General features: G+C 48.3%; 22 protein-coding genes, 1 pseudogene and 1 riboswitch. Of the genes and pseudogenes, 20 read left to right on the top strand and 3 right to left on the bottom strand.

Going from position 1 to position 24500, the window contains the following annotated elements:
• The first annotated feature begins 190 nt into the window (after positions 1-190).
• A complete protein-coding gene (locus tag ASG02_RS07485; RefSeq protein WP_056062309.1) occupies positions 191-1093 on the top strand; it encodes a hypothetical protein in 903 nt (300 codons plus the stop codon).
• Entirely contained in the window at positions 1090-2001 is a 912-nt protein-coding gene (locus ASG02_RS07480; RefSeq protein ID WP_035406871.1) for an aromatic acid exporter family protein, read from the top strand. The genes ASG02_RS07485 and ASG02_RS07480 overlap by 4 nt, the downstream gene beginning before the upstream one ends.
• 63 nt (positions 2002-2064) lie before the next feature.
• On the opposite strand, the gene ASG02_RS07475 is transcribed toward ASG02_RS07480, so the two are convergent.
• Positions 2065-3756: an NFACT family protein gene (locus tag ASG02_RS07475; protein WP_035406875.1), complete on the bottom strand. Its 1692-nt coding sequence runs from the start codon at positions 3754-3756 to the stop codon at positions 2065-2067.
• A 168-nt stretch (positions 3757-3924) separates the two neighbouring features.
• Between ASG02_RS07475 and gmk the strand changes: the two genes are divergently transcribed.
• The 13 genes and pseudogenes from gmk (at position 3925) to ASG02_RS07415 (ending at position 16671) form a co-directional block, all read left to right on the top strand.
• Positions 3925-4542, top strand: coding sequence for a guanylate kinase (gene gmk / locus ASG02_RS07470; protein ID WP_174316772.1), 618 nt, complete (start codon positions 3925-3927; stop codon positions 4540-4542).
• Between the two features lies 1 nt (position 4543).
• Positions 4544-4747, top strand: a complete 204-nt coding sequence (rpoZ, locus tag ASG02_RS07465; RefSeq protein ID WP_029342114.1) for a DNA-directed RNA polymerase subunit omega — start codon at positions 4544-4546, stop codon at positions 4745-4747.
• Between the two features lie 56 nt (positions 4748-4803).
• Entirely contained in the window at positions 4804-5994 is a 1191-nt protein-coding gene (coaBC, locus tag ASG02_RS07460) for a bifunctional phosphopantothenoylcysteine decarboxylase/phosphopantothenate--cysteine ligase CoaBC (RefSeq protein ID WP_056062306.1), read from the top strand.
• Entirely contained in the window at positions 5991-8315 is a 2325-nt protein-coding gene (priA, locus tag ASG02_RS07455; RefSeq protein WP_056062303.1) for a primosomal protein N', read from the top strand. The genes coaBC and priA overlap by 4 nt, the downstream gene beginning before the upstream one ends.
• A gap of 9 nt (positions 8316-8324) precedes the next feature.
• Positions 8325-8762, top strand: a pseudogene (gene def / locus ASG02_RS15805) (peptide deformylase); the annotation flags it as partial.
• A gap of 24 nt (positions 8763-8786) precedes the next feature.
• Positions 8787-9707 (top strand): methionyl-tRNA formyltransferase, encoded by a 921-nt coding sequence (gene fmt / locus ASG02_RS07450; protein ID WP_035409509.1) that lies wholly within the window; start codon positions 8787-8789, stop codon positions 9705-9707.
• Positions 9704-11035, top strand: a complete 1332-nt coding sequence (rsmB, locus tag ASG02_RS07445) for a 16S rRNA (cytosine(967)-C(5))-methyltransferase RsmB (RefSeq protein ID WP_056062300.1) — start codon at positions 9704-9706, stop codon at positions 11033-11035. The genes fmt and rsmB overlap by 4 nt, the downstream gene beginning before the upstream one ends.
• 18 nt (positions 11036-11053) lie before the next feature.
• Complete coding sequence (locus tag ASG02_RS07440; RefSeq protein WP_056062297.1) at positions 11054-11788, top strand: Stp1/IreP family PP2C-type Ser/Thr phosphatase; 735 nt, start codon at positions 11054-11056, stop codon at positions 11786-11788.
• Positions 11789-11790: 2 nt separating this feature from the next.
• Positions 11791-13725, top strand: coding sequence for a Stk1 family PASTA domain-containing Ser/Thr kinase (gene pknB, locus ASG02_RS07435; RefSeq protein WP_056062293.1), 1935 nt, complete (start codon positions 11791-11793; stop codon positions 13723-13725).
• A 25-nt stretch (positions 13726-13750) separates the two neighbouring features.
• Complete coding sequence (rsgA, locus tag ASG02_RS07430; RefSeq protein WP_035406891.1) at positions 13751-14656, top strand: ribosome small subunit-dependent GTPase A; 906 nt, start codon at positions 13751-13753, stop codon at positions 14654-14656.
• Positions 14657-14658: 2 nt separating this feature from the next.
• Complete coding sequence (rpe, locus tag ASG02_RS07425) at positions 14659-15315, top strand: ribulose-phosphate 3-epimerase (protein WP_056062291.1); 657 nt, start codon at positions 14659-14661, stop codon at positions 15313-15315.
• A gap of 22 nt (positions 15316-15337) precedes the next feature.
• A riboswitch (TPP riboswitch) is annotated at positions 15338-15447 on the top strand.
• A 59-nt stretch (positions 15448-15506) separates the two neighbouring features.
• On the top strand, positions 15507-16067 hold the full coding sequence (gene thiT, locus ASG02_RS07420) for an energy-coupled thiamine transporter ThiT (RefSeq protein WP_056062289.1): 561 nt from the start codon (positions 15507-15509) through the stop codon (positions 16065-16067).
• Position 16068: 1 nt separating this feature from the next.
• Positions 16069-16671, top strand: a complete 603-nt coding sequence (locus tag ASG02_RS07415) for a thiamine diphosphokinase (protein ID WP_056062286.1) — start codon at positions 16069-16071, stop codon at positions 16669-16671.
• 55 nt (positions 16672-16726) lie between these two features.
• Here the strand turns inward: ASG02_RS07415 and ASG02_RS07410 are convergent, their stop codons facing one another.
• Together ASG02_RS07410 and rpmB are read right to left on the bottom strand one after the other, a co-directional pair.
• Entirely contained in the window at positions 16727-18130 is a 1404-nt protein-coding gene (locus ASG02_RS07410; RefSeq protein WP_056062283.1) for an amino acid permease, read from the bottom strand.
• A 140-nt stretch (positions 18131-18270) separates the two neighbouring features.
• Positions 18271-18459, bottom strand: a complete 189-nt coding sequence (gene rpmB, locus ASG02_RS07405) for a 50S ribosomal protein L28 (protein WP_023468758.1) — start codon at positions 18457-18459, stop codon at positions 18271-18273.
• Between the two features lie 283 nt (positions 18460-18742).
• Between rpmB and ASG02_RS07400 the strand changes: the two genes are divergently transcribed.
• The 5 genes from ASG02_RS07400 (at position 18743) to recG (ending at position 24480) form a co-directional block, all read left to right on the top strand.
• Positions 18743-19105 carry an Asp23/Gls24 family envelope stress response protein gene (locus tag ASG02_RS07400; protein WP_056062281.1) on the top strand — a complete coding sequence of 121 codons (363 nt, stop codon included), beginning with the start codon at positions 18743-18745 and terminating at the stop codon, positions 19103-19105.
• Positions 19106-19130: 25 nt separating this feature from the next.
• Complete coding sequence (locus tag ASG02_RS07395; RefSeq protein WP_369814204.1) at positions 19131-20804, top strand: DAK2 domain-containing protein; 1674 nt, start codon at positions 19131-19133, stop codon at positions 20802-20804.
• A gap of 98 nt (positions 20805-20902) precedes the next feature.
• Positions 20903-21565, top strand: a complete 663-nt coding sequence (gene sdaAB, locus ASG02_RS07390; protein WP_056062275.1) for an L-serine ammonia-lyase, iron-sulfur-dependent subunit beta — start codon at positions 20903-20905, stop codon at positions 21563-21565.
• Positions 21566-21569: 4 nt separating this feature from the next.
• Positions 21570-22466 (top strand): L-serine ammonia-lyase, iron-sulfur-dependent, subunit alpha, encoded by an 897-nt coding sequence (gene sdaAA / locus ASG02_RS07385; protein WP_056062273.1) that lies wholly within the window; start codon positions 21570-21572, stop codon positions 22464-22466.
• The gene (gene recG, locus ASG02_RS07380; protein ID WP_056062270.1) at positions 22450-24480 is read left to right on the top strand and encodes an ATP-dependent DNA helicase RecG; all 2031 of its coding nucleotides are present in this window, start codon (positions 22450-22452) and stop codon (positions 24478-24480) included. Before sdaAA ends, recG begins: the two co-directional genes overlap by 17 nt.
• The last annotated feature ends 20 nt before the right edge of the window (positions 24481-24500 follow it).

Raw genomic sequence — 24500 nt, 5'->3', positions numbered from 1 at the left:
AAGGAGAGGAAACGTCAAGGTTCCTCTCCTTTTTGTCGATTATTCTTCTGGAATATCTGTAGTTCATCCGATTACGCTTCCTTCTTCCGCCCGATGGCGAAACGGTGAACTTCTTCTATGATAAGAAGGGGCTGTTGACAGCCGATTCAGATATTCGGAATAATGGTAGACATGAGATGGAGGGACTGACATGGAAGAGCATAACAGTAGGAGTGTGCGGAAACGAAAACAATCGTCGTTCACACGCTTAAAAAATAAACAAAAACAAAAGATGGATGCACGGTTGAACCGCATTGGAGAAAAAGGACCAGTGAAGCGACCGCTTTATTTATACGGTGGTGTCGTTCTCGGACTTGTCGTCATCTATTCGATTACATTGCTCGTCTCAACGGAATTGTTATCGCGCGGCGAAACATTCAAGACGACGAATCGCTATAAGTCTCTCGCCATCGAGGCGCCGCACGCAACGGTACAATTCGTTCGAAGCACAGACGGAAACGTCCAAATCAAACTCGTCGATAGTGCATCGAGTGGAAAACGACTGAAAATCAGTACATCGACGAATACGGTAACGGTGACAGGACGAGATGGTTGGCTGTCTCGACTCGGCAATCGTCCGAGCGAAAAAACAGCAGACTATACGATTCAAGTGGGACTACCGAGTTATATGAACCGTGTCGATGTCGATGCTGGAACACTTAAAGGAATGGGCATCTACGCAAAAACGATCGAGATGGACGGAGAAGCGATGAGTCTCGATAAAGTAAAAGGTGATGAGATTACACTGAATGCAACACGTGCGATTTCCATCAAAGAGATGGATGCCGTCCATGCGCAAGTGACAGGTGAAAGTGTTTCTCTTGCGGAATATGTGGCGAAGTTGAGTCTCGACGTCACAACGATTGACGGCGCGACGAAGCTAAAACCAAATAAATCAGCCGGTACGATTACGATTGACACAGGAGGCGATATTAAAGCCTCTGACCGATATACGAAACAAAAGAATAAGGATGAGACAATTTATGAACTGTCGAAACAAGAAAAACCGGTAGTGACAGTCAATAGTGAAGTCGGGCAGGTGACACTCGAGTGAAATTAAAGTTTCGGATTGGACTACGAACGGTCAAGACCGGTATCGCGGTAGCTCTTGCGCTTAGTATCTCCTGGTATGTGTTCGATATTTATTCGGGAATGGGGGCTGTCGCAGCAATTGTTGCCATGCAACCGACGATTCATCGCTCGTTTAAAATCGTCTTCAACCGGATTTTCGGAACAGTACTTGGATTAATGTGTGGTCTTGCGATTGTTGCGACACTTGGGGCGAATCCGCTGACGATTGGACTCGCCGTAATTGTCTCGCTCGTCCTTAATTCGATGATTGGAAGAACGGATATGTCGACGTTCGCGGCCTTTGCCATCGTGTTGATGTTCGAGAGTCCGACCGCCGACTATGTCCACTATGCATTATCGCGTTCGTTGCTGACTGTCGTCGGTGTGTTATCTGCTGTCCTCATCAATTACATCGTCTTCCCGCCCCATTATGAGGATCGTTTACTCTTGCTTGTCAAAAAAACGACGCAACAGTTGATGGAAGATTGGCGGAGTCTTGTGCAAGATGATACGAGGTTGCTTGCCGTTCGGAAACAAATTCTCAAACATGAAGAAATGATGTTGATGCTTCAAGAAGATCAAAAATATCCATTGATGGCAAGCGGTCAAAGTGAAGCGTTCATCCGACTGAAGGAGCTTGTCGATCTTGAAGACAAGTTGCTCGTCTTGCTTGAAAGCATTGCCAGTCATCGGGATATCCCGATGACAGAAGAACAAGAAAAGACGCTCGGCCAGGAAATTGATTTCTTACTCAGCCATCATTACGATGTCATCTTCTCCCACGAACGAAAACAAGCGATGTTCTCATTCGATCAAGAATTAAGCGAGGCGAAGGATATCATCCATGGGCATTTGCTCGATTACCGGGAACAGTTAGAAAAAATGAAGTGAAGATGAAAAAGCGCTGTCTCTCCTAAGTGATATTTAGGAAAAACAGCGCTTTTTTGTGTAGCGTCATTGACGTAAGGATTGGACGACATCTGGATCAGGTGTGACGTAAAGTGTCGTTTGATCCGTATAGATGACGAAGCCGGGTTTTGCACCACTCGGTTTTTTGACATATCGTAACTCCGTAAAATCGACCGGGACTTGGCTCGATTCACGTGCTTTCGAGTAGTAGGCGGCAACAATCGCTGCTTCTTTTAACGTTGTCTCATCCGGTGCATCACTTTGAATGATGACGTGCGATCCTGGGATATCCTTCGTGTGTAACCACGTATCGGACCGACGTCCAAACTTGAACGTCGCGTAATCATTTTGTTTATTGTTCTTTCCGACGAAGAATGGAAGGCCGGTCGAAGAACGATATTCTTCGAGTTGTGGGAGTTGTGGTTTCTTTTTCTTCTTTTGTCGTTCGCGCAGATAACCTTCTTCGACGAGTTCCTCGCGCATTTCCCGGATATCTTCCGGGGATGCGACATCGAGTTGGGCAAGCAAACCTTCGAAGTACGCAATCTCGGCTTGGTTCTTCTCAAGCTGGCGCGCTACTTCGACTTTGGCGGTTTTTAATTTGTTATACCGTTTGTAATAACGCTGTGCGTTCTCGTTTGGCGAGAAGCGGGGATCAAGCGAGATCGTGATTTCAGCACCGTCTGGATCATAGTAATCGACGACGGTTGCTTCCTTCATCCCGCGTTCGAGCTGATAGAGATAAGTCGTCAGCAGTTCTCCTTTATGCTTCCATTCATCCATTCGTAACGTCGCTTCTAAATCTTTTTCGAGTTTTGAGCGCTTTAAGATATTCTTATCGTACTCACTCTTGATGAACCGTTCGAGATCGGCCGCTTGTTGTTTGACACGATCGCGGTTTGCTTTTTGATGGAAGAATGCGTCGAGGACTTGACCACTCGTCGCGAACGTCTTTTCGTCAATGATTGAACCTTCCGTTAAGCGGACCGGTGCAAAGCGTTCCTTGCCGCCTTCCATCCGTTGCAATACATAAGGACCGTTTAGTTCTTTTAAGACGTCCTGGAAAGCGGTAGCAAGATTCGTCCGGTTCGCAAGACCTGCCCGCGTGACGACTTCCTTAGCAATTTGTGGAGACAGACCACTGAAGAGACCAAGTAACTGGCGATCCAGTTTCCCAGCGTTCCAGTCGATTCGGTGGAGTGCCTTTTCGATATCTCCTGTGAGTGGATCCACTTTATCCTGTGCTGGTGGAAGTTGATAGGTCATCCCTGGCATGATCGTCCGGAATGTATTTTGACTGAGTGGTAAGTGTTTGATCGCATCGAGGATCTTATCTTGTCCATCGGTCAAAATGATGTTCGAGTGTCGTCCCATCAACTCGACATAGATTTTTTTCGCTTCCTCATCGCCAAGTTCGTTGCGGGAACGGACACGTAAGACAATGATCCGGTCGCGTTCGAGTTGTTCGATCGATTCGATGAATCCGCCTTCGACATGCTTGCGAAGCATCATACAGAAGAGTGGGGGTTCACTCGGGTTGCTGACCGCTTCCGACGTAATGTGCATCCGTGCATACATGGCATTCGCAGAGGCGAGCAACAATACGTTTTTTCGCTCGGCCCGGACCTGGAATACTAAATCCAATGTATATGGTTGGTATACCTTATTGATCCGTCCTCCGACGAGCGGTTGGAGTTCTTTGACGACGCGTGTCGTCATCAATCCGTCAAAAGCCATACGATTACCTTCTTTCTTGATTTCGTTCTCACTTTCTAAAGGTAACAGAAATGGCATCGTTATGGTATGATAAAGCAGTCGAGCTAAAAAAGATGACTTGCGAACTTCCTATCTCTACTGCTAATATGAAACAATGTGAAGTTTGTGAGATGGAGGGGTTTTGAAGTGATTTTCAAAGAGCGTGGCTTATTACTCGTATTATCTGGTCCAAGTGGTGTCGGAAAGGGAACGGTCTGTCGTGCCTTGCGCGAAGATCAGGATAACGATCTGCATTACTCGGTATCCTGTACGACGCGCCAACCGCGTGAAGGAGAAGTAGATGGTGTCCACTATTTCTTTAAATCGCGTGAAGAATTCGAAGAGATGATTGCGAACAATCAACTCTTGGAATATGCTGAATTCGTAGGGAACTACTATGGAACACCTGTCGAATGGGTGAACCAGATCCTAGATGAAGGAAAAGACGTCATTCTCGAAATCGAAGTTCAAGGGGCCATGCAGGTCAAAGAACATTTTCCGGAAGCTGTCTTCTTATTCCTTGCACCTCCAAGCCTCCAAGAATTACGGAACCGCCTCGTAGGGCGTGGAACGGAATCGGAGGAAGTCATTAAGCAACGTCTTCTCGTCGCTAAGGAAGAGATCGAGATGATGGATGCCTATGACTATGTCGTGACGAACGACGAAATTCATAAAGCCTGTGACCGGATCCAAGCGATCGTCACAGCGGAACATTGCAGTCGGGAACGTGTCGCGTCCCTATATAAAAAAGCCATGGAGGTTAAGTGATATGTTATATCCATCAGTTGATAAGCTTCAAAAGAAAGTACCGTCGAAATATACAATCGTTACAGTTGCCGCTAAGCGTGCGCGTCAAATCCAAGACGGGAAACGCGTGAAAGTCACGAACCCAAAATCGCATAAACCGGTCGGGAAAGCTTTAGAAGAGCTTTATTTCGAAGAAGTATCCGTCACGAACCAACCGCAAGACTAATTTTGAAGCAGCCACTTGTCATCGTGGCTGTTTTTTTCAATAAGGAGGACACCTACATGTTAACCAACCGAAACATTCTACTGTGTGTCGGCGGTGGAATCGCTTCCTACAAATCAGCAGCACTCGCTTCAAAGCTTGTTCAAGCAGGCGCACATGTTCAAGTCGCGATGACGCGTAACGCGCAACAATTCGTCGGTAAGAAGACGTTTGAAGCACTGACGCGAAAAGCGGTCTATGATGACGTCTTCATCGAGCATGATCCGTCAAAGATCGCCCATATCGATTTAGCGGACGAAGCGGACCTGATCGTCGTCGCACCAGCGACCGCGAATTTGATTGCAAAACTCGCGCACGGGATCGCGGATGATTTCATCACGACGACGATCCTTGCAGCGACATGTCCCGTCATCGTCGCACCAGCGATGAATGTCAACATGCTCGAACATCCGGCGACAGTCCGCAACATCGAACAACTGAAGCAGGACGGTGTCCAGGTGATTGCACCGGGAGTCGGAAATCTCGCATGTGGTTGGGTCGGGAAAGGTCGTTTACCTGAACCGGAAGACTTAGTCGCAACACTCTCAACGTTCTTTGAAGAGAAGTATCTAGCCGGACGAAAAGTCTTGATCAGTGCGGGACCGACCGTGGAACGGATTGATCCGGTTCGTTACTTGACGAATGATTCTTCCGGAAAGACAGGAATTGCGCTAGCAGAGGCGGCAAGAGACGCAGGTGCCGATGTCACGCTCGTCCATGGACCACTTCGGATCGGATTACCGACCGGGATAGCGACGATTGCTGTTGAATCAGGAGAAGAGATGCTTGAAGCCATGTTACGTGATTATGAAACGCAAGACATCGTCATCATGTCCGCTGCCGTAGCTGACTATCGACCGTCTATCCAGTACGATCAGAAGCAGAAAAAAATCCACGGACCACTTCGAATTGAACTCGAAGAGACGACCGATATTCTGAAGACGCTTGGTGAGCAGAAACAACATCAGCTATTAGTCGGATTTGCGGCTGAGACGACGGATGTCGAGACGTTCGCTAAACAAAAACTCGTCCGAAAGAAAGCCGATTTCATTGTCGCGAATGATGTGTCACGATCTGATATCGGATTCGTCAGTGATGAAAATGAAGTCGTCGTTTTTGGAAAGAACGATTCCGTCACGCGATACGATCAACAATTGAAATCGACGCTCGCCAAATCGCTCATGCGCCAATTCGCGGAGGCATTGGCATGATAGCCGAAGTCATCGTTGACGTCGCAGCAGCAACGGTCGATCGTCCGTTCGATTATGCCGTTCCAGAACTCTGGCAAGAGCTGATCGTTCCCGGTATGCGCGTCGAAGTACCATTTGGTCCACGGGCGTTGCTTGGAATCGTCGTCGGAACGAAAGCAACGTCTGATCTGACGAACGTCAAATCGATCGTCCGTGTCTTAGATGAGACCCCGACCTATACACAGGAATTACTCGAGTTATCGGCGTATCTATCGGAAACGACTTTGTGTTTTCAAGCGACGGCATTGCTTGCGATGCTGCCGGCTGCCTTAAAGGTGAGTTATGATAAACTGGTCATAGTCGAGTCGGGCCCACTTCGGGCATATCATGGCAAGAAAATGAGTCAATTGCCAACGGAAGTCCAACAAATCGTCTTAACAGCGGCGAAACAAGCTGACGTGACGCTTCAACCGGTCATTCGCGAGAAAAAGACGTCTAAGATCGATAAACGGATTCGTCTTCTAGAGGAGCAAGCAACTTTTACGAAACAAGCGAGCCAACAAGCGGCACTTTACTCGTATATTCAAGAATTTCCGGATGCGCTTTGGAGTGAAGTCAAGCAGGCAACGGGCGCAACGAGCGCGACGTTGAACGCTCTCGAGAAAAAGAGCATCATTCAAGTCGAGACGATCGATGTTCGGCGAAATCCTTATGAACATCTCGTCCAAGACATCTTTGTGCCGTCCTCTTTGACGGAAAAGCAACAGGAAGCTGTCTCGGCGATTACGGCTGAAGCTGAGACCGGAACGTTTTTGTTACATGGCGTAACAGGAAGCGGTAAGACGGAAGTGTATCTTGAATCGATTCATGCACAACTCGAACGCGGTAGACAAGCGATCTTGCTCGTCCCAGAGATCAGTCTGACGCCGATGATGGTCAAACGGTTTAAACGCCGTTTCGGAGAACGGGTCGCTGTCTTGCATAGCGGTCTATCGCTCGGAGAAAAGTATGATGAGTGGCGCAAAATCGCCCAAGGCGATGTCGATGTCGTCGTCGGTGCACGGTCTGCTGTGTTTGCGCCGCTGACGAACATCGGAATCATCATTCTCGATGAAGAACATGAAACAACTTATAAGCAGGAAGAGAATCCGCGCTATCATACGCGCGATGTCGCAAAATGGCGGGCAGCCTATCATCGTTGTCCCGTCGTGCTCGGAAGTGCAACACCGTTACTCGAGACGTATGCACGGGCACAAAAAGGGGTTTATCGTTACTTACCGCTTCGTGAACGTTTCGGTGGGGAACTGCCTCCAGTCGACATCGTTGATATGCGTAAGGAACTCGAACGGGGCAATCGTACGCCGTTCAGCCTCGCGCTAGTCGAAGGCATCAAAGAACGCATCGAACGTGGGGAACAAACTGTCTTACTCCTGAACCGTCGCGGATATACGACCTTCGTCTTATGTCGGGATTGCGGGGAGACGCTACAATGTCCGCATTGTGCCGTCAATTTAACCTATCACCAACATGAAGATCGCTTGAAATGCCACTACTGTGGGTTTGAAGCCGCAATGCCGAAAACTTGTCCGTCCTGTGAATCGACGAAAATTCGTCAGTTCGGAACGGGTACGCAAAAGATTGAGGAAGAATTGGCACACTTGATTCCGGAGGCGCGAATCATCCGGATGGATCAGGATACGACGTCGCGTAAAGGTGCGCATGAGAAATTACTCGATGCCTTTGAACGCAAGGAAGGAAACATTCTGCTCGGAACACAGATGATCGCAAAAGGTCTCGACTTTCCGAACGTTACACTCGTCGGAGTGATTGCTGCCGATGCGACGCTTGGTATTCCGGATTTTCGAGCAAGTGAGCGCACGTTTCAGTTGATCACCCAAGTGTCCGGTCGTGCCGGACGGGGTCAACTCGCTGGTCAGTCAATTATCCAGACCTACAACCCGGAGCATTACGTCATTCAAACGGCCAAACAGCATGATTTCGAAACGTTTTATAAGCGAGAGATGCAATTGCGAAAACTCGGTGGGCATCCACCATTTTGGTTCCTTGGTCTGATTACAGTTTCAGCAGCGCATCCGCTCGAAGCACAAGCAGAAGCGCAGCAAATCGCTTCCGAGCTTCGTGCCTTTGAATCTGAGGATTTAGTCGTCAATGGACCGTTTGATGCACCACTCGCTCGACTCAAAAATATGTACCGGCAACAGGTCTTAATTAAACATAAAGGACAGGAGGATGTCCGGACACATCTCCGTGATATCTTATCCCGTCGTCAAAAATCAAAAACACAAGTCGCGATTGACTTGAATCCATTTGTATTCATGTGAGGTGTCTGTATGTATAAAGTAGTAGAAGTACCAAATGATGTATTACGACAGGTGTGTGAACCTGTCACGAAGTTTGATAAAAAACTCGGTAAAATGATCGACCGGATGTTCGATACGATGTACGAATATGACGGGGTTGGTTTAGCCGCACCGCAAATCAACCAGCCGATTCGTGTAGCCGTCGTTCATACCGATGATGAGACGGGACCAATCGAGCTGATCAACCCGGAAATCATCGAATCGGACGGTTCGCAAATCGATGATGAAGGCTGCCTCAGTATGCCGGGCATCTTCGGACCGGTTGAACGGTTCGACCGAATCGTCGTCAAATCTCAAGATCGTCTCGGGCGGACGGTTAAAATCAAAGCAAACGGTTTTTTTGCACGTGCCATCCAACACGAGATGGATCATTTAGATGGTGTCCTGTTCACGGATAAACTCGTCGAGCAAGAAAAACCGCGCGTCGTTTTCATGGGTACGCCTGAGTTTGCAGCAGGAACGCTGCGTGAAGTCATCGATGCTGGGTATGACGTCGTCGGTGTCGTCTCACAACCAGATAAACCAGTCGGACGAAAACGGGAAGTCAAACCGACGCCTGTAAAACTCGTCGCGATGGAACACGATATTCCTGTGTTGCAACCGAAACGAATTCGAGAGGATTATCAAGATGTTCTTGATTTAAAACCAGATCTCATTATCACGGCAGCCTACGGTCAGATCGTACCGACCGCTATTCTCGAAGCACCACGTTTTGGGGCGATCAACGTCCATGCGTCACTCTTACCGAAATATCGTGGCGGTGCACCGATTCATCAAGCGATCATCGATGGAGAAAAAGAGACAGGTGTGACGATCATGTATATGGTCGATCGGCTAGACGCAGGTGATATGTTGTCAAAAATCATCGTTCCAATCGAAGAGAACGATACAGCCGGTTCGATGTTTGAGAAGTTAGCGGACGCAGGAGCGCGCCTGTTACTTGAAACGTTACCACGTCTGTTAGCAGGTGAATTGACACCGGAAGCACAAGTCGAGGAAGAAGCGACATTTGCGCCGAACATTTCACGTGAGCGGGAACGACTTGATTTTACGCTACCGGGTGAGACACTCTACGATCAAATTCGTGGGATGAATCCATTCCCGAGTACGTATACGATGCTTGGGAACGATCGCTTAAAAGTCTTTTTCGCAACGAAAGTCTCAGGAACGGGACGACCGGGTGAAATCATCGCATTAGAAGCGGATGGTCCCGTCATCGCGACAGGTTCCGAAACAGCGTTGAAGCTGATCGACTTACAGCCGTCCGGCAAAAAACGGATGGATGGTGCCACGTTCATGCGCGGGATTGGTCAATCGCTTGAACTCGGACAACAAGTAGGTGAGAACGCATGAATGTACGCGACGCAGCAGTAACGACACTGATGAAAATCGGACAAGGTGGCGCCTTCTCAACAATTACGGTCCACCAAATGCTTGAAAAACGCGCCATCTCGGCGTCAGATGTCGGCTTGTTCACGGAACTCGTCTACGGGACGCTCAGTCGTGAATTGACGCTTGATTATATTTTAGAACCATATTTAGCGAAACAGAAAAAACTTGATCCATTCATGCGCCCATTGTTACGAATGAGTGTCTATCAGTTGTTTTATCTCGATCGTGTACCGGATCATGCCGTCATTCATGAAGCCGTTGAAATTGCTAAAAAACGTGGGAAAGTCCATGTCTCGAAAGTCGTCAACGGAGTGCTACGGAATGTATTACGGGCGGGAATGCCTCATTTCGCTGAGATTGAGCCTGCTGCAAAACGAATCAGCATCGAAACGAGTCACCCGCAGTGGCTCGTCGAACGTTGGATCGAACTGTTTGGTCCGGAAGAAACGCTTCAGATCTGTCAATTGAATAACACACCGGCACCGGTCACGGTCCGCATCAATCGCACGAAAACGACGCGGGAGGAAGCAATCGAGCTTCTACTCGATCAAGGTGTGACGGCAAAACCATCTACGGTCGCGCCGGACGGTCTCGAAATCGAACGAGGAAGCGTCCAAAAAACTGATCTGATTGACCGTGGGTATCTTTCTCTTCAGGATGAGAGCTCAATGCTCGTCGCCCGTGCGCTTGGTGCAGAAGCATCCGATCATGTACTCGACAGCTGTGCCGCACCTGGTGGGAAAGCGATGCATATTGCTGAAGGTTTGACGACGGGTACACTACAGGCACTTGATCTTCATCCACATAAGATTAAATTGATTGAACAGCAAGCGACACGATTAGGTCTTACGACTGTTCGAGCAGAAGCGTTAGATGCCCGTAAAGCAGGGGAACGCTTCGAAGTAGAATCCTTTGACCGGATTCTTGTCGATGCACCTTGTTCAGGACTTGGTGTCATTCGGAGAAAACCGGATATCAAATGGACGAAACGTCCAGAACAACTCGAGCAACTCCCAAAAATTCAACGAGACATCTTGACATCTGTCTTACCACTCGTTAAAAAAGGTGGAATCTTCGTCTATTCGACTTGTACGATTGATCCGACCGAAAACGAGGAGCAGACAGCGTTCATTCTCGATCAGGGTTTTGACTTTGATGCATCTTTCGCGGAACGCATGCCAGAATCCGTGCGGCATCTAATCGGAGATCGAGCAGAACTCAAGTTGTTACCGACGACAGTCGGAACGGATGGCTTCTACATTGCCGCGTTTAAGAAACGAGAAGATTGATACGAACGGAGGACTGTCATGGAGTTAGCTCACCTTTCGACCACTGGGAAAGTCAGGACTAAAAATGAGGATACGGTATTACTCATCGGGAACGCTGAACGTGGTCTTGCTGTCGTTGCGGATGGTATGGGAGGTCACGCTGCTGGCGATATCGCAAGTGCGATCGTTCGCGAGGTATTTGAAGCATCCTTTTCCCTCATGCCAAATCGCCCGATGGAATTGTCCGAATGGATAGAACAACGTGTAGCCGAAGCGAATGCCCGGATTCTTCAGTTTTCAAAAGAAGAACAACTTGCGATCGTCGGAACGACCATTGCCTGTGTGTGCTGGGTCGAGGATTTGCTCGTCATCGGTCATGTTGGAGACAGTAGGGTCTATGCTCTTGAAGGTACGGCGTTAAAACAATTGACGGATGATCATTCTTACGTCAACATGTTACGACAAATGGGAGAGCTTTCGGACGAGGAAGTCGAAAATCATCCACGTAAAAATGTCATCACACGATCGGTCGGCTCGAACGAAACGGTCGAAGTCGACATTCAAGTAAGAGATGCTCCAGACTATGACCTCGTCCTTGTGTGTAGCGACGGGTTGACCGATGAAGTGCCAGATGATGTCATTGAACAAATCATCTTACGAGATGATCCGCTTGATGAGATCGTCGGACGATTGGTGAAAGAAGCGAATGCTCGAGGAGGCGCGGATAATATTACGATTGCCGCCATCCGGTTCAAAGAAAGAAAGAGGGTCTGAATATGCGATACGGAGATCGATTAAATGACCGCTACCGCATAGAACGGCTAGTTGGAAGTGGCGGGATGGCGAATGTCTATCAAGCCTATGATGAGATTTTAAAGCGTCATGTTGCCATTAAGATTTTACGGACTGAATTTTCGCATGACGAACAGTTCATTCGTCGATTCGAACGTGAAGCGCATGCTGCTACCAGCTTGAATCATCCAAACATCGTTGCCGTCTATGATGTAGGCGAAGAAGATGCCATCTATTACATCGTCATGGAGTATATCGATGGTATGACATTGAAGACATTTTGTGAAAATCAAGCATTACCTGTGCCGCAGGCCGTCGATATCATTGCTCAAATTTGTGATGCGATCGATCACGCCCATGCACACCGGATCATCCATCGCGACATTAAACCGCAAAATATGTTGATCCGAGAAGATGGTACCGTCAAAGTAACGGATTTCGGAATCGCTGTGGCGATGTCGAATGCGACGTTGACGCATACGATGTCTGTCCTTGGGTCCGTACATTACTTCTCGCCAGAACAAGCTAAAGGTAAATTTGCCGATGAGAAGTCGGATATCTATTCGCTTGGTGCTGTCTTATATGAACTCGTTACAGGACAAGTGCCGTTTGAAGGTGATTCACCGGTCGCTATCGCGCTGAAGCATCTGCAAGATACACCACGTCGTCCATCCGTCTTGAATCCAAGAGTGCCACAAGCGCTTGAGAACTGCATCATGCAGGCGCTTGCAAAAGCACCGCATGACCGCCAACAGTCCGTCGCAGCGTTTAAGGAAGATATGGTAACCGCATTATCTGACGAACGAGCAAGTGAAGGCATCCGAGGCGCTGAAGAGGATGAGATGGAAAAGACGATGGTCTTATCACCTGTACAAGTTCCAGAAGAATCAAAAGCAGAACCGGGCACACCTGTCGTCACGACCGTTCAACCGAAACCGTCAGAAAAGAAAAAGAAAAAACGCTGGTGGGTCATCCTATTATTACTGGTATTACTCGGTGGAGCGGCTACGACGTTTGCGATGTGGCCGGATCCTACCGTTACGGTACCGTCCGTCGTCAAAACGGATGGAGAGGAAGCGGAAACGAAGCTAGAGAAACTCGGATTCGTCGTTGAGACGACAGAACGAAACAGTGATACGGTCGATGAAGGAGACGTGATCAGTCAGACACCGCGTGAAAACGCGCAGGTGAAAAAGGGCTCAACAGTCAATTTGGTCGTCTCAACCGGCAGTGCTCCGGTCGAAGTGCCAGATGTAACGGATGATGTTGAAAAAGAAGCAATTGCGACGTTAAAAGAAGCTGGATTTGCTAAAGTCGAGGTCGAACGTGAGAAATCTGATGAGGTCACGCGAGGTAACGTCATCCGGCAATCGATCTCGGCTGGTACGGAGGTCATCGCGAAAGAACAAACGATTACGATCACCGTCTCGGAAGGGACATCTTCTTTCGAGTTGAAGGATTTGACGAACTTATCGAGTGACGAAGCAAAAGCCTACCTGGACGAAAAAGGGCTCGACGGAACGTTCGAGCAAGAATTTTCTAGCGACGTGAAACTCGATCAAGTTATCCGTCAATTCCCACAAGCAGGGGCTCAAGTCGAACCGAATGACTCCGTGACTGTCTTTATCTCAAAAGGTGAGGAAGAAAAGACAGTGACAGCGACATTCCCTGAAAAGGTCGTCTATGATGCGGTCAGCGAGAATGAGGACGAGGAACCGCCGAAACAAGTCATCCGGATTGAGACGGAAGATGCAAAAGGGAAGCGGACCGTCATCGAGGAATCGATTGATCAAGATGAGACATTCGACGTGCCGGTGACGATCGATCCGGGAGAAGAAGGAAAGATTACGATTTATAAAGACGATACCGTGTATCGTTCAAAAACGATTACGTATAATCAAGCAAAAGACGCACAATGAATATGATGAAAAAGGAGTGCATAGGATGACGGAACAACGCATCGAAGAGAATCGAGAAGGAACGATCATACGCCTGCAGGGCGGCTTTTATGATGTCATGACACCAGAAGGAGAGGTTCGTTCACGGGCAAGAGGAAATTTCCGGAAACGCGGCATCAGTCCAGTCGTCGGAGACGAAGTCGTGCTTCATATCGAAAGTGAGACGGGATATATTCTCGAAGTGAAGGAGCGAGACAACTTTTTAGTACGCCCTCCTGTCGCGAATATCGATCAAGCGTTGCTTGTCGTCTCGGCCGCAGAACCTGATTTTTCAGCGCACTTGCTCGATCGTTTCCTCGTCTTGATCGAAGCGAAGGAAATCCAACCCGTCATCCTGTTAACGAAGATGGACTTGCTTGATGATGTCAAAGGTCCTGCAGTTAGAGAGGCAATTGCCGCTTACCGGAAGATTGGTTATACGGTCATTGAGACATCAAGTGAGACATTGACAGGTGTTGAACAAGTCCGTCCGTTACTGGCCGGGAAAACGAGCGTTCTTGCCGGACAATCCGGTGTTGGGAAAAGTTCGCTCTTGAACGCACTTGAACCAACACTCGACTTAGAGACGAGTGCGATTTCGAAATCACTCGGACGTGGGCGGCATACGACACGTCACGTCACGTTGATGCCACTTGCCGAAGGCTTGATTGCTGATACACCAGGTTTCTCGAACCTTGATTTTCCGTATGATATGGAAATCGAGGATGTACGGTGGAGTTTTCCTGAATTCGTGGCTGTACAGGACGAATGTAAGTATCGAGGATGTTTGCACTTGAATGAACCCGGATGTGCCGTCAAGGAAGCCGTCGAAGCACAAGAAATCATGTCCTCTCGTTATGAGAACTATGGTATGTTTATAGACGAAATCAAGAATCGAGCCCGGAGGTATTGAAGATGATTAAAATTGCACCATCTATCTTATCAGCAGATTTTGCGAATCTTGAGCGTGATGTCAAGGCAGTCGAGGCAGCAGGCGCGGACTATATCCATTTCGATGTCATGGATGGTCAGTTCGTACCGAATATCTCGTTTGGACTACCTGTGCTCAGCAGTTTACGTCAAAAGACGGATATGGTCCTTGATGTCCATTTAATGATTGACCAGCCAGAACGTTTCGTTGAAGATTTCGTTAAGGCAGGGGCAGATATCGTGACGTTCCACGTCGAAGCGACGAACCACGTCCATCGTGTTTTACAACAAATCAAGCTAGCTGGTGCAAAAGCAGGGGTCGTCTTGAATCCTCACACGCCATTATCAACGATTGAACACGTCCTTGAGGATGTCGATATGGTCTTATTGATGACGGTCAATCCGGGCTTTGGTGGACAAGCCTTCATCGAGAGTGTCATGCCAAAACTCGCATCACTTGCACAAATGAAAGCAGATCGTGATCTGACATTTGAAATCGAGATTGATGGTGGCGTCAACCCGGAAACAGCAAAACTTTGTATCGAAAACGGTGCGAACGTTCTTGTCGCGGGATCAGCAATCTACAATGCACCAGATTATGCGGAAGCGATCACTAGCATTCGTCAAGGGGCTGCCGTATAATAAGAACGAGAAAACGAAATATGATGACCGCAAGGGGTGTCGCTTGAAAAGCGGCTGAGAGGAGTCTTTTAGACTTTAACCCTTCGAACCTGTTCCGTTCAAACGGACGTAGGGATGTGGCGCACGCAGGCAGTACGGCGTTCGTCGTACTGCCTTTTTGCGTCCTCTCGTACAATGAAGGAGGAAATAGCATGAAACGGTTACAAATGATGATGGAAATTGCCATCTTCGCAAGTCTCGGGGTCGTCTTTGATTTACTGATTCCATTTAAAATGCCACAAGGCGGTTCAATCAGCTTAGCGATGTTACCGATCTTTGTCATGGCATTTCGCCACGGTGTCATCGGGGGTGTCGTCACAGGAGCGCTTGTTGGTACGATCCAACTGATGTTCGCCCCACAAGTCTTGACGATCGTCCAACCATTACTCGATTACACGATTGCATACGGTGTCGTCGGACTGAGCGGTCTGTTCGCGCGTCAGGTTAGACAAGCTGCACGTAACGGACAAAAGAAACGTTTGATGGCGTTCGTTCTCCTAGCGACGTTATTAGGCGCAGGACTCCGTTATATCTGTCATGTCATCAGCGGAATCGTGTTCTTCGCGAAATATGCAGAAGGTCCAGTCGTGCCATATTCATTAGTTTATAACGCGACATACATGGTACCATCTTATGTTTTATGCGGTGTCGTCGCGGGTCTCCTCTTTACAACTGCGCCACGTTTACTACGTTATTCAGCACGAGGCGTCTGAGATGCGGGCGATTCTCGTGTGCGCCGGTCCTCAAGAAGAAGTGCCGGATTTACGGACGTTTTGTCAGCCAGGTGACTTTATCGTCGGTGTCGACGGTGGTGTTCAGACGATTGAAGCGTTTGGGCTGACATGCGACCTGACGATTGGTGATTTTGATTCGCTTGGTTATGTACCAGAAGGGGCAATCGTTCATCCGGCCGAGAAAGATGAAACGGATCTCGAACTGGCACTTCGTACAGTTTCAGAGAAGAAACAGTTTGAGGATACCTTCATTATCGGGGCGACAGGTGGGCGGCTCGACATGACCGTCCAAAATGTATATCTATTGAAGCGATACCCAGAGGCACGACTCGTGACGAAACGAGAAGAGGTACGATACTTGGCTGAGGGAACGTATGCAGTCGAAGCCGAAAGCTATCATTATCTTTCGTTCATTCCACTCGTACCATCGACTTTAAGCTTATCCGGAGTCAAATATCCACTTGATACACATCCAGTACCGGTCGGAGGTTCCTTGACCGTCAGTAATGAATGGAGTACGTCAGAAGCGAAGGTAGAGCTCCATCAAGGAGAACTATTGATGATGCGGACGCTTAAGGAATAGAACAATCATACAAAAAGAGGCCGTGGATGACTCCGCGGCCTCTTTTTAGATGAAATTATTCTTCGAGTTGAGAAGGGGCGACACGGATGTCGCTTTGAGCGGATAGATGTTTTCCTTTGACGAAGAGATGATAACTTCCCCACATGACAAGGAAGAAAGGAACACCGATGTATAGAGCGATTCGTTGATCCGCTTGAAACGCAAGACTGACGAGGACGACGACGTTAAGTGTCAACGAAATCAGTGGTAACACCGGATAGAGTGGTGTCTTAAATTTCAGTTCGGATAGATCGTGTCCGTTTCGGACGAACTGACGACGAAACGCGAGCTGCGAAGCGGAGATCGAAATCCAGCCGACTTGAGCCCCGAGTCCGGCTAAGGACAAGAGCCAAATGAAGACGGTATCTTCTGCGAAAAATGCGGTCAGAAGCGATAACATCGCAAACATCATCGTAAAGAGTAAAGCGCGCATCGGCACACCACGTGCATTAACATAAGATAATTTCTTTGAAATCATCCCTTCTTGTGCCATTGCCCATAACATTCGGGTCGCGGCATATAGTCCCGAGTTCCCGACGGATAATAGTGCTGTCAAGACGACGATGTTCATCAAGTCAGCGGCATACGGGATGCCGATCGCATCAAAGACCATGATGAATGGACTACTGACTCCGCCAGCCGTCTCATACGGAATCAATGCACCGACGATCGTGATCGATAAGACAAAGAAAATGAACGTGCGCCAAACTGTATTCCGGATAGCTTTTGGAATCGATTTTTCAGGCGTATCGGACTCCCCAGCCGCGACACCGATCAATTCGGTTCCCTGAAAAGCAAAATTGACAGCAATCATCGTCGTTAAGACACCGAGAATTCCGTTTGGAAACCAACCGCTTGCCGTGAAGTTTGCAAACAATGAGGATGGACGATCTGCTTCCATCGGTAACCAGCCAAACCAAGCTGCGCCACCAAGAATGATGAAGAAAAGAATCGCGAGTACCTTTAAACTTGAGAACCAGAATTCCGCTTCTCCGAACGCTTTGGCGGAGACGGCGTTTAAACCGAATAACAAGACCGTAAAGACTGTACACCAGACAACGACCGGCACATTCGGAAACCAACGGTCCATCAAACTACCGGCAGCTGTGATTTCAAGTGCGACCGTCACAGCCCAGCCGAGCCAGTAAATCCAACCGACGGCAAAGCCGATACCTGGTCCGATGAAGCGTGTCGTATACGTTTGGAATGATCCTGAGACTGGCAAGAAAACTGCTAACTCCCCTAAACATAACATCGTCAGATACATGATGGTCCCACCCACGATGTAACTGAGGACCGCCCCGAGAGGTCCTGCTTGTGAAATCGTTAACCCTGATCCTAAAAATAAGCCTGTTCCGATAATTCCACCGAGTGAGATCATGAACAGGTGTCGACTCGTCATCTCTCGTTTGAGTTGCATGATGACTTCCCCCAATTCTGACAAAATAAATTACGTTCCTATTGTAAGCGTTTTCAATAAAAGCGACAATTAGTTTATGAGAAAAATAAATGAGAGAATAAAAAAACCGGAAGGGAAGATTCCCATCCGGTGGTTGCGCCTTATACGCGTTCGACTTTACCTGATTTAAGAGCTCGAGCTGAAACCCAAACCTTTTTCGGCTTACCGTCGACGAGGATACGTACTTTTTGTACGTTGACTCCCCAAGTACGTTTTGTTTTGTTCAATGCGTGTGAACGGTTGTTACCCGACTTTGGCGATTTCCCAGTAACGTAGCATTTACGTGCCATGCGTTCCGCCTCCTTTTATGTTGTTTTGCGTTCGTCCTAATAGACACTTTGCTATCTTAGCATGGTGTCAGGGCGGTTGCAACATAAAAAAAGTAGCTGACAAGAAAAAAACTTGACAGACAACCTCGAAATTTAAAATAATAAATGAGGATGATGGTAAAAGTTCATTTGACCGCTACTATTTTTCACTTATTCATTGTATAGTCAGTACGGCGACTTTTCAATAGTAGGTCCTTATAGTAGAATTATGAGAAGAATACAATATTCAAAGGGGGCTACTCAGGTGGCGATCGAGATGAAAACGACCTATGGAAAGATTGATGTAGATAATGATGTCGTCGCGCAACTTTCGGGCGGCGCAGCAATGGAATGTTTTGGTGTCGTTGGTATGGCATCTCAGTCTCAAATCAAGGATGGTCTTGCTGAACTCTTAAAACGTGAGAACTTTGCACGCGGTGTCATCGTTCGACAGTCTTCAGAGCAAGTTCATATCGATATGCATATTATTGTAAGTTATGGGACGAAAATCTCAGAGGTGGCGAACAACGTACAGAGTCGCGTGAAATACACGCTCAGTCAGGCACTAGGTCTTGACGTGACATCTGTGAACATCTTTGTCCAAGGAGTCCGCTTGACAAATGTCTAAGGCGGAAATAGAGGAGGAAACTTTAGTGAGTGTAGATCGTTTAACAGGAGCGCAGTTAGTCAAGATGATTCAAAATGGCGCGGCGAATCTTTATCAAAACGCAGATTTCGTCGATTCATTGAACGTTTTCCCTGTGCCAGATGGTGATACGGGAACGAACATGAACTTGACGATGACTTCAGGTGCAAAAGAAGCAGGTAAATCCACTTCGGATTCTGTTTCGGAGGTCGCAAACGTCTTCGCACGTGGATTATTAATGGGGGCACGCGGAAATTCTGGTGTCATCTTAAGTCAATTGTTCCGTGGATTCTCGAAATCAATCGAAGGAAAAGCAACGATTGATACGAAAGAGTTCGCTGATGCATTGCAAAAAGGTGTCGATACAGCGTATAAAGCGGTCATGAAACCGGTCGAAGGAACGATCTTGACAGTTGCCCGTGAGACAGCTGTAGCGACCATCGCACAATCTGAAACGACGACGGATTTCTTAGAGTTGATGCGTCAACTCGTCGAAGCATCGAAAGTATCGCTTGACGGAACTCCTGACCTTCTTCCTGTATTAAAAGAAGTTGGTGTCGTTGATTCAGGTGGTCAAGGTCTCGTCTGTATCTATGAAGGATTCCTCGCGACACTCGAAGGAAAAGAACTTGATAAGCCACATGCGCCAGTCATGGAAGCACTCGTCGAAGCAGAGCATCATAAATCGGCTCAAAGCTTCATGTCGACAGAAGAGATCCATTACGGCTACTGTACGGAAATCATGGTTCGCTTCCAAGATGACAAGTTAGCAAATGCACCGTTCAGTGAAGAAGCATTCCGGAACGAATTAGCGGAATTCGGTGATTCGTTGCTCGTCGTCGCGGACGAAGAGCTCCTTAAAGTTCATGTCCACGTCGAAACGCCAGGAGAAGTCATCACAAAAGGACAACGTTTTGGTGAGCTCGTTGCTGTTAAGATTGAAAACATGCGTCAACAACACTCGACGATCCTCGAAGAAGAGGGCGCGAACCAAGTCACTCCAGTCGTTGCACCGAAGGCAAAAGCGAAAGCGGCCCTTGTGACAGTCGCAATGGGTGAAGGTATCAGTGAACTCTTTAAATCACTCGGTGTCAGTGTCGTCATCGAAGGCGGACAAACGATGAACCCATCAACGGAAGACATCGTCAAGGCGATCGAGGATGCACACGCTGAACATGTCTATGTTTATCCGAACAACTCGAACATCATCATGGCCGCTGAACAAGCAGCATCTGTTGCGAATTGTGGCGTAACAGTCGTGAAATCAAAGACAGTCCCACAAGGTTTGGCGGCGACGATCGTCTATAATCCGGAAGCGACTGTTGAAGAGAACGAAGCACACATGGAGGATGCGATCGCAGCTGTGAAGTCGGGTCAAGTCACTTATGCCGTTCGTGATACGAATATTGATGGTGTTGAAATCAAGAAAGACGATCACATGGCGATTGCTGAAAAACAAATCGTTGCTACGGACACTTCGAGTCTTGGTGCTGTCAAGAAACTGGTCGATACACTCGTCACAGAGGACGACGAAATCATTACGGTTCTTTACGGTGAAGGCGTGGCGGCGGAAGAAGTCGACGAACTCGTCGCGTACATCGAATCGGTCAATCCGGATGCTGAAGTAGAAATTCATGATGGCAAACAACCGCTCTATTCGTACATTTTAAGCGTCGAATAAATCTACTATATTAAAAAGGCGACTAGCCTTTTCACGAATCCCACCATCTGCGATAATAGAGGTGGGATTTCGTTTGTTTCACAGAGAGGGGAAAAGAGATGAAGTATCGTAGCGTCTTTGACATCATCGGACCAGTCATGGTTGGTCCATCAAGCTCGCATACAGCGGGAGCTGCACGAATCGGATTGATGGCGGGTAAACTATTCGGGGAAACACCTGCTGTCATCCACATCACGTTTTACGGTTCATTCGCTGATACGTATCGCGGACATGGAACGGACGTCGCAATCATCGGTGGTGTTCTCGGATACGACACGTTTGACGATCGGATTCCGCAATCGATCGACATCGCGAAGTCAAAAGGGATTGAGATTCATTTCGAGACGAGTGAAGCATTGACGGATCATCCGAATACGGCACGTGTTCACTTGACGAATGGGGTAGAAGAGTTTGAACTGGTCGGTATTTCAATTGGTGGGGGAACGATTGAAATCACGGAATTAAATGGCGTACCGCTTCGTTTGTCCGGTGGGGGACCGGCACTTGTCGTCTTACACCATGACCGGTTCGGAGCAATTGCAGCTGTGACGAGCATTTTGGCTGATTACGAAATCAACATCGGGCATATGGAAGTATCACGGCACGAAAAAGGAAAACAAGCACTCATGGCAATTGAGATTGATGACCGGATTACGGCAGATGTGTTAGAAGAAATCGATCGGTTACCTCAAGTCGAGCGTGCCGTCATGATGGGAGAGTGAAGAAATGTTTAAATCCGTTAAAGAACTCGTCGCCATCGCGACGGAACGAAATATTCCAATTTCGGAAGTCATGATCGAACAAGAGATGACGGTTCGTCATTTGGAGCGAGATGAAGTCTATGCGATGATGGAACGAAACCTACAAGTGATGGAAGATGCGGTCGCTCGTTCACTTGATGGCGACGGTGTCCAATCGGTGACAGGTTTAACTGGTGGAGATGCTGTCTTGCTCCAGCGGTACCGTGCTTCAGGCAAAGGATTATCAGGAGATCTGCTACTTGATGCTGTCAGTAAGGCGATCGGAACGAATGAAGTCAATGCTGCGATGGGAAAAATTTGTGCAACACCAACGGCTGGGAGTGCGGGTGTCGTACCGGGTACGCTATTTGCGGTCAAAGATCGATTAAACCCAACGCGTGAACAAATGTTACGTTTCTTGTTTACATCTGGTGCATTCGGCTTTGTCGTCGCGAACAATGCGTCAATTTCAGGAGCTGCAGGTGGATGTCAAGCAGAAGTCGGTTCAGCGACAGCGATGGCAGCTGCTGCCATCGTTGAGATGGCAGGTGGGACACCGGATCAATCGGCACATGCCTTTGCCATCGCGCTCAAGAACATGCTTGGACTCGTCTGTGATCCAGTCGCAGGACTCGTCGAAGTGCCATGCGTGAAGCGAAATGCGATGGGTGGAGCGAATGCCGTTGTCGCGGCAGACATGGCACTTGCTGGAATCACGTCACGGATTCCATGTGATGAAGTCATCTCAGCCATGCATGAGATTGGTCAGATGATGCCGTCTGCACTTCGTGAGACAGCAAAAGGTGGACTAGCGAATACACCGACAGGACGCTGGCTCGAATCAAAAATCTTCGGAGAGTTATCGAATGAATCCATCACGTGACGTCAAGACATTAAAAGGTGTCGGACGGGATTTGGCGAAAAAACTAGAAGAGATGAATATTCTCACCGTTGCGGACGTGCTTGAGCACGTCCCATTTCGTTATGACGACTTCGTGACGGGAAGTCTAACGGAAGCAATCCATGAGGATAAAGTCAAGTTCATGGGTCAAGTTCAGTCTGAACCACTTGTGCGCTATTACGGCAAAGGAAAGAACCGTTTGACGTTCCGTCTGCTCGTCGAAGAACGATATAGTGTGACCGTGACGATGTTCAACCGGGCATTCTACAAAGACCAATTGCAACTCGGGGCAGAAGTGACGGTCAGTGGCAAGTGGGATTTACACCGGATGACGATCTCTGCGACGGAATTGCAATTCGGGGCAATCGAAGGCGAATTGACACCAGTCTACTCGCTCCGGGGTGACATGCGGATGAAGACATTCCGACGCGTCGTCGACTTGGCATTCAAGGAGACTGAGGCATTAGCTGAACGAATCCCGGATAGCATCCGGAAGACGTATCGGTTGCAAGACCGGATGACGATGTTGAAGTCGCTTCATTTCCCAACGAATCGACAAGAGTTGACGGCTGCTCGTCGCAGTTATGTCTACGAGGAGTGCCTCTATTTCCAGCTGAAATTACAGGCGTTACGTCTTGGACGACGGAAAGGTCGAGGGATGGCCTTGCCTTTACATGAAACGGATATCGCGAATTTCATCAAGAGCCTGCCGTTTCCGCTGACAGGTGCCCAGCAACGTGTGACAAAAGAGATCCTAGACGACATCGGTCGCGGCGAACGAATGAATCGGTTGCTGCAAGGGGATGTCGGAAGCGGGAAGACCGTCATCGCTGCCATCGCCTTGTTCGCGACGGTTCGTGCGGGAAGACAAGGCGCTTTGATGGTGCCGACCGAAATTTTAGCGGAACAGCATGCAGCGTCGCTCGCCCCATTGCTTGAACCACTTGGGATTCGGGTCGGTCTGCTGACGAGTTCAGTCAAAGGAAAAGCGCGCGCGCACTTGCTAGAAGCCCTCGTGACAGGAGAAATCGATGTCTTGGTCGGAACACATGCGCTGATTCAAGACACCGTCCAGTTCAAGGCATTACACCTCGTCATCACCGATGAACAACATCGCTTCGGTGTCGAACAACGGAAACGATTGCGCGCGAAAGCCGAACAGGCAGATGTATTATATATGACAGCGACACCGATTCCGCGTACGCTTGCGATATCGGTCTTTGGAGATATGGATGTTTCGATCATCGATGAGATGCCGGCGGGACGAAAGGAAATCGAGACCTACTGGGCGAAACCGCAACAGATGGAACGCGTTTTCGGGTTCGTCGAGAAAGAATTGTCGCAAGGTCGACAAGCCTACGTCATCACGCCATTGATCGAGGAATCCGAATCACTCGAAGTTCAAAATGCGATCGAATTACATGCGACATTGACCGAACGGTTCAAGCCCTATCATGTCGGTTTGATGCATGGGCGCTTGACTTCTTCAGAAAAAGACGAGGTCATGCAGGCGTTCAAGGACAACACCGTTCAAATTCTTGTTTCGACGACGGTCGTCGAGGTCGGCGTGAACGTTCCGAATGCATCGATCATCGTCATTCATGATGCAGAACGCTTCGGGCTTGCTCAATTACATCAATTAAGAGGACGCGTCGGACGAGGCGATGCTCAGTCGTACTGTATTCTAATTGCTGATCCCTCTTCCGATACCGGAAAAGAACGGATTAAGACGATGACGGAGACGAACGATGGCTTCAAGCTAGCGGAAAAGGATTTGAAACTGCGCGGAGCCGGAAATTTCTTTGGTACCGAACAAAGTGGATTACCGAGATTCGTCTTAACCGATCCAGCACTTGATATTCAAGTCATGGAAACGGCCCGACAAGATGCAGTCCGATTACTGCGATCGGATGCTTTTTGGCAAGCGCCGGAATACGATGTCTTACGTGAATATATCGAACGGCAAGGGCTTCTTGAAGGAGAAAGAATCGAATAATACTTGAAAGTGAACAACAA

It is taken from the genome of Exiguobacterium sp. Leaf196 (assembly GCF_001423965.1).
Lineage (GTDB): Bacteria > Bacillota > Bacilli > Exiguobacteriales > Exiguobacteriaceae > Exiguobacterium_A.
Note: the sequence above shows the minus strand (reverse complement) of the source record. Positions and strands in the feature narration are given on the sequence as shown.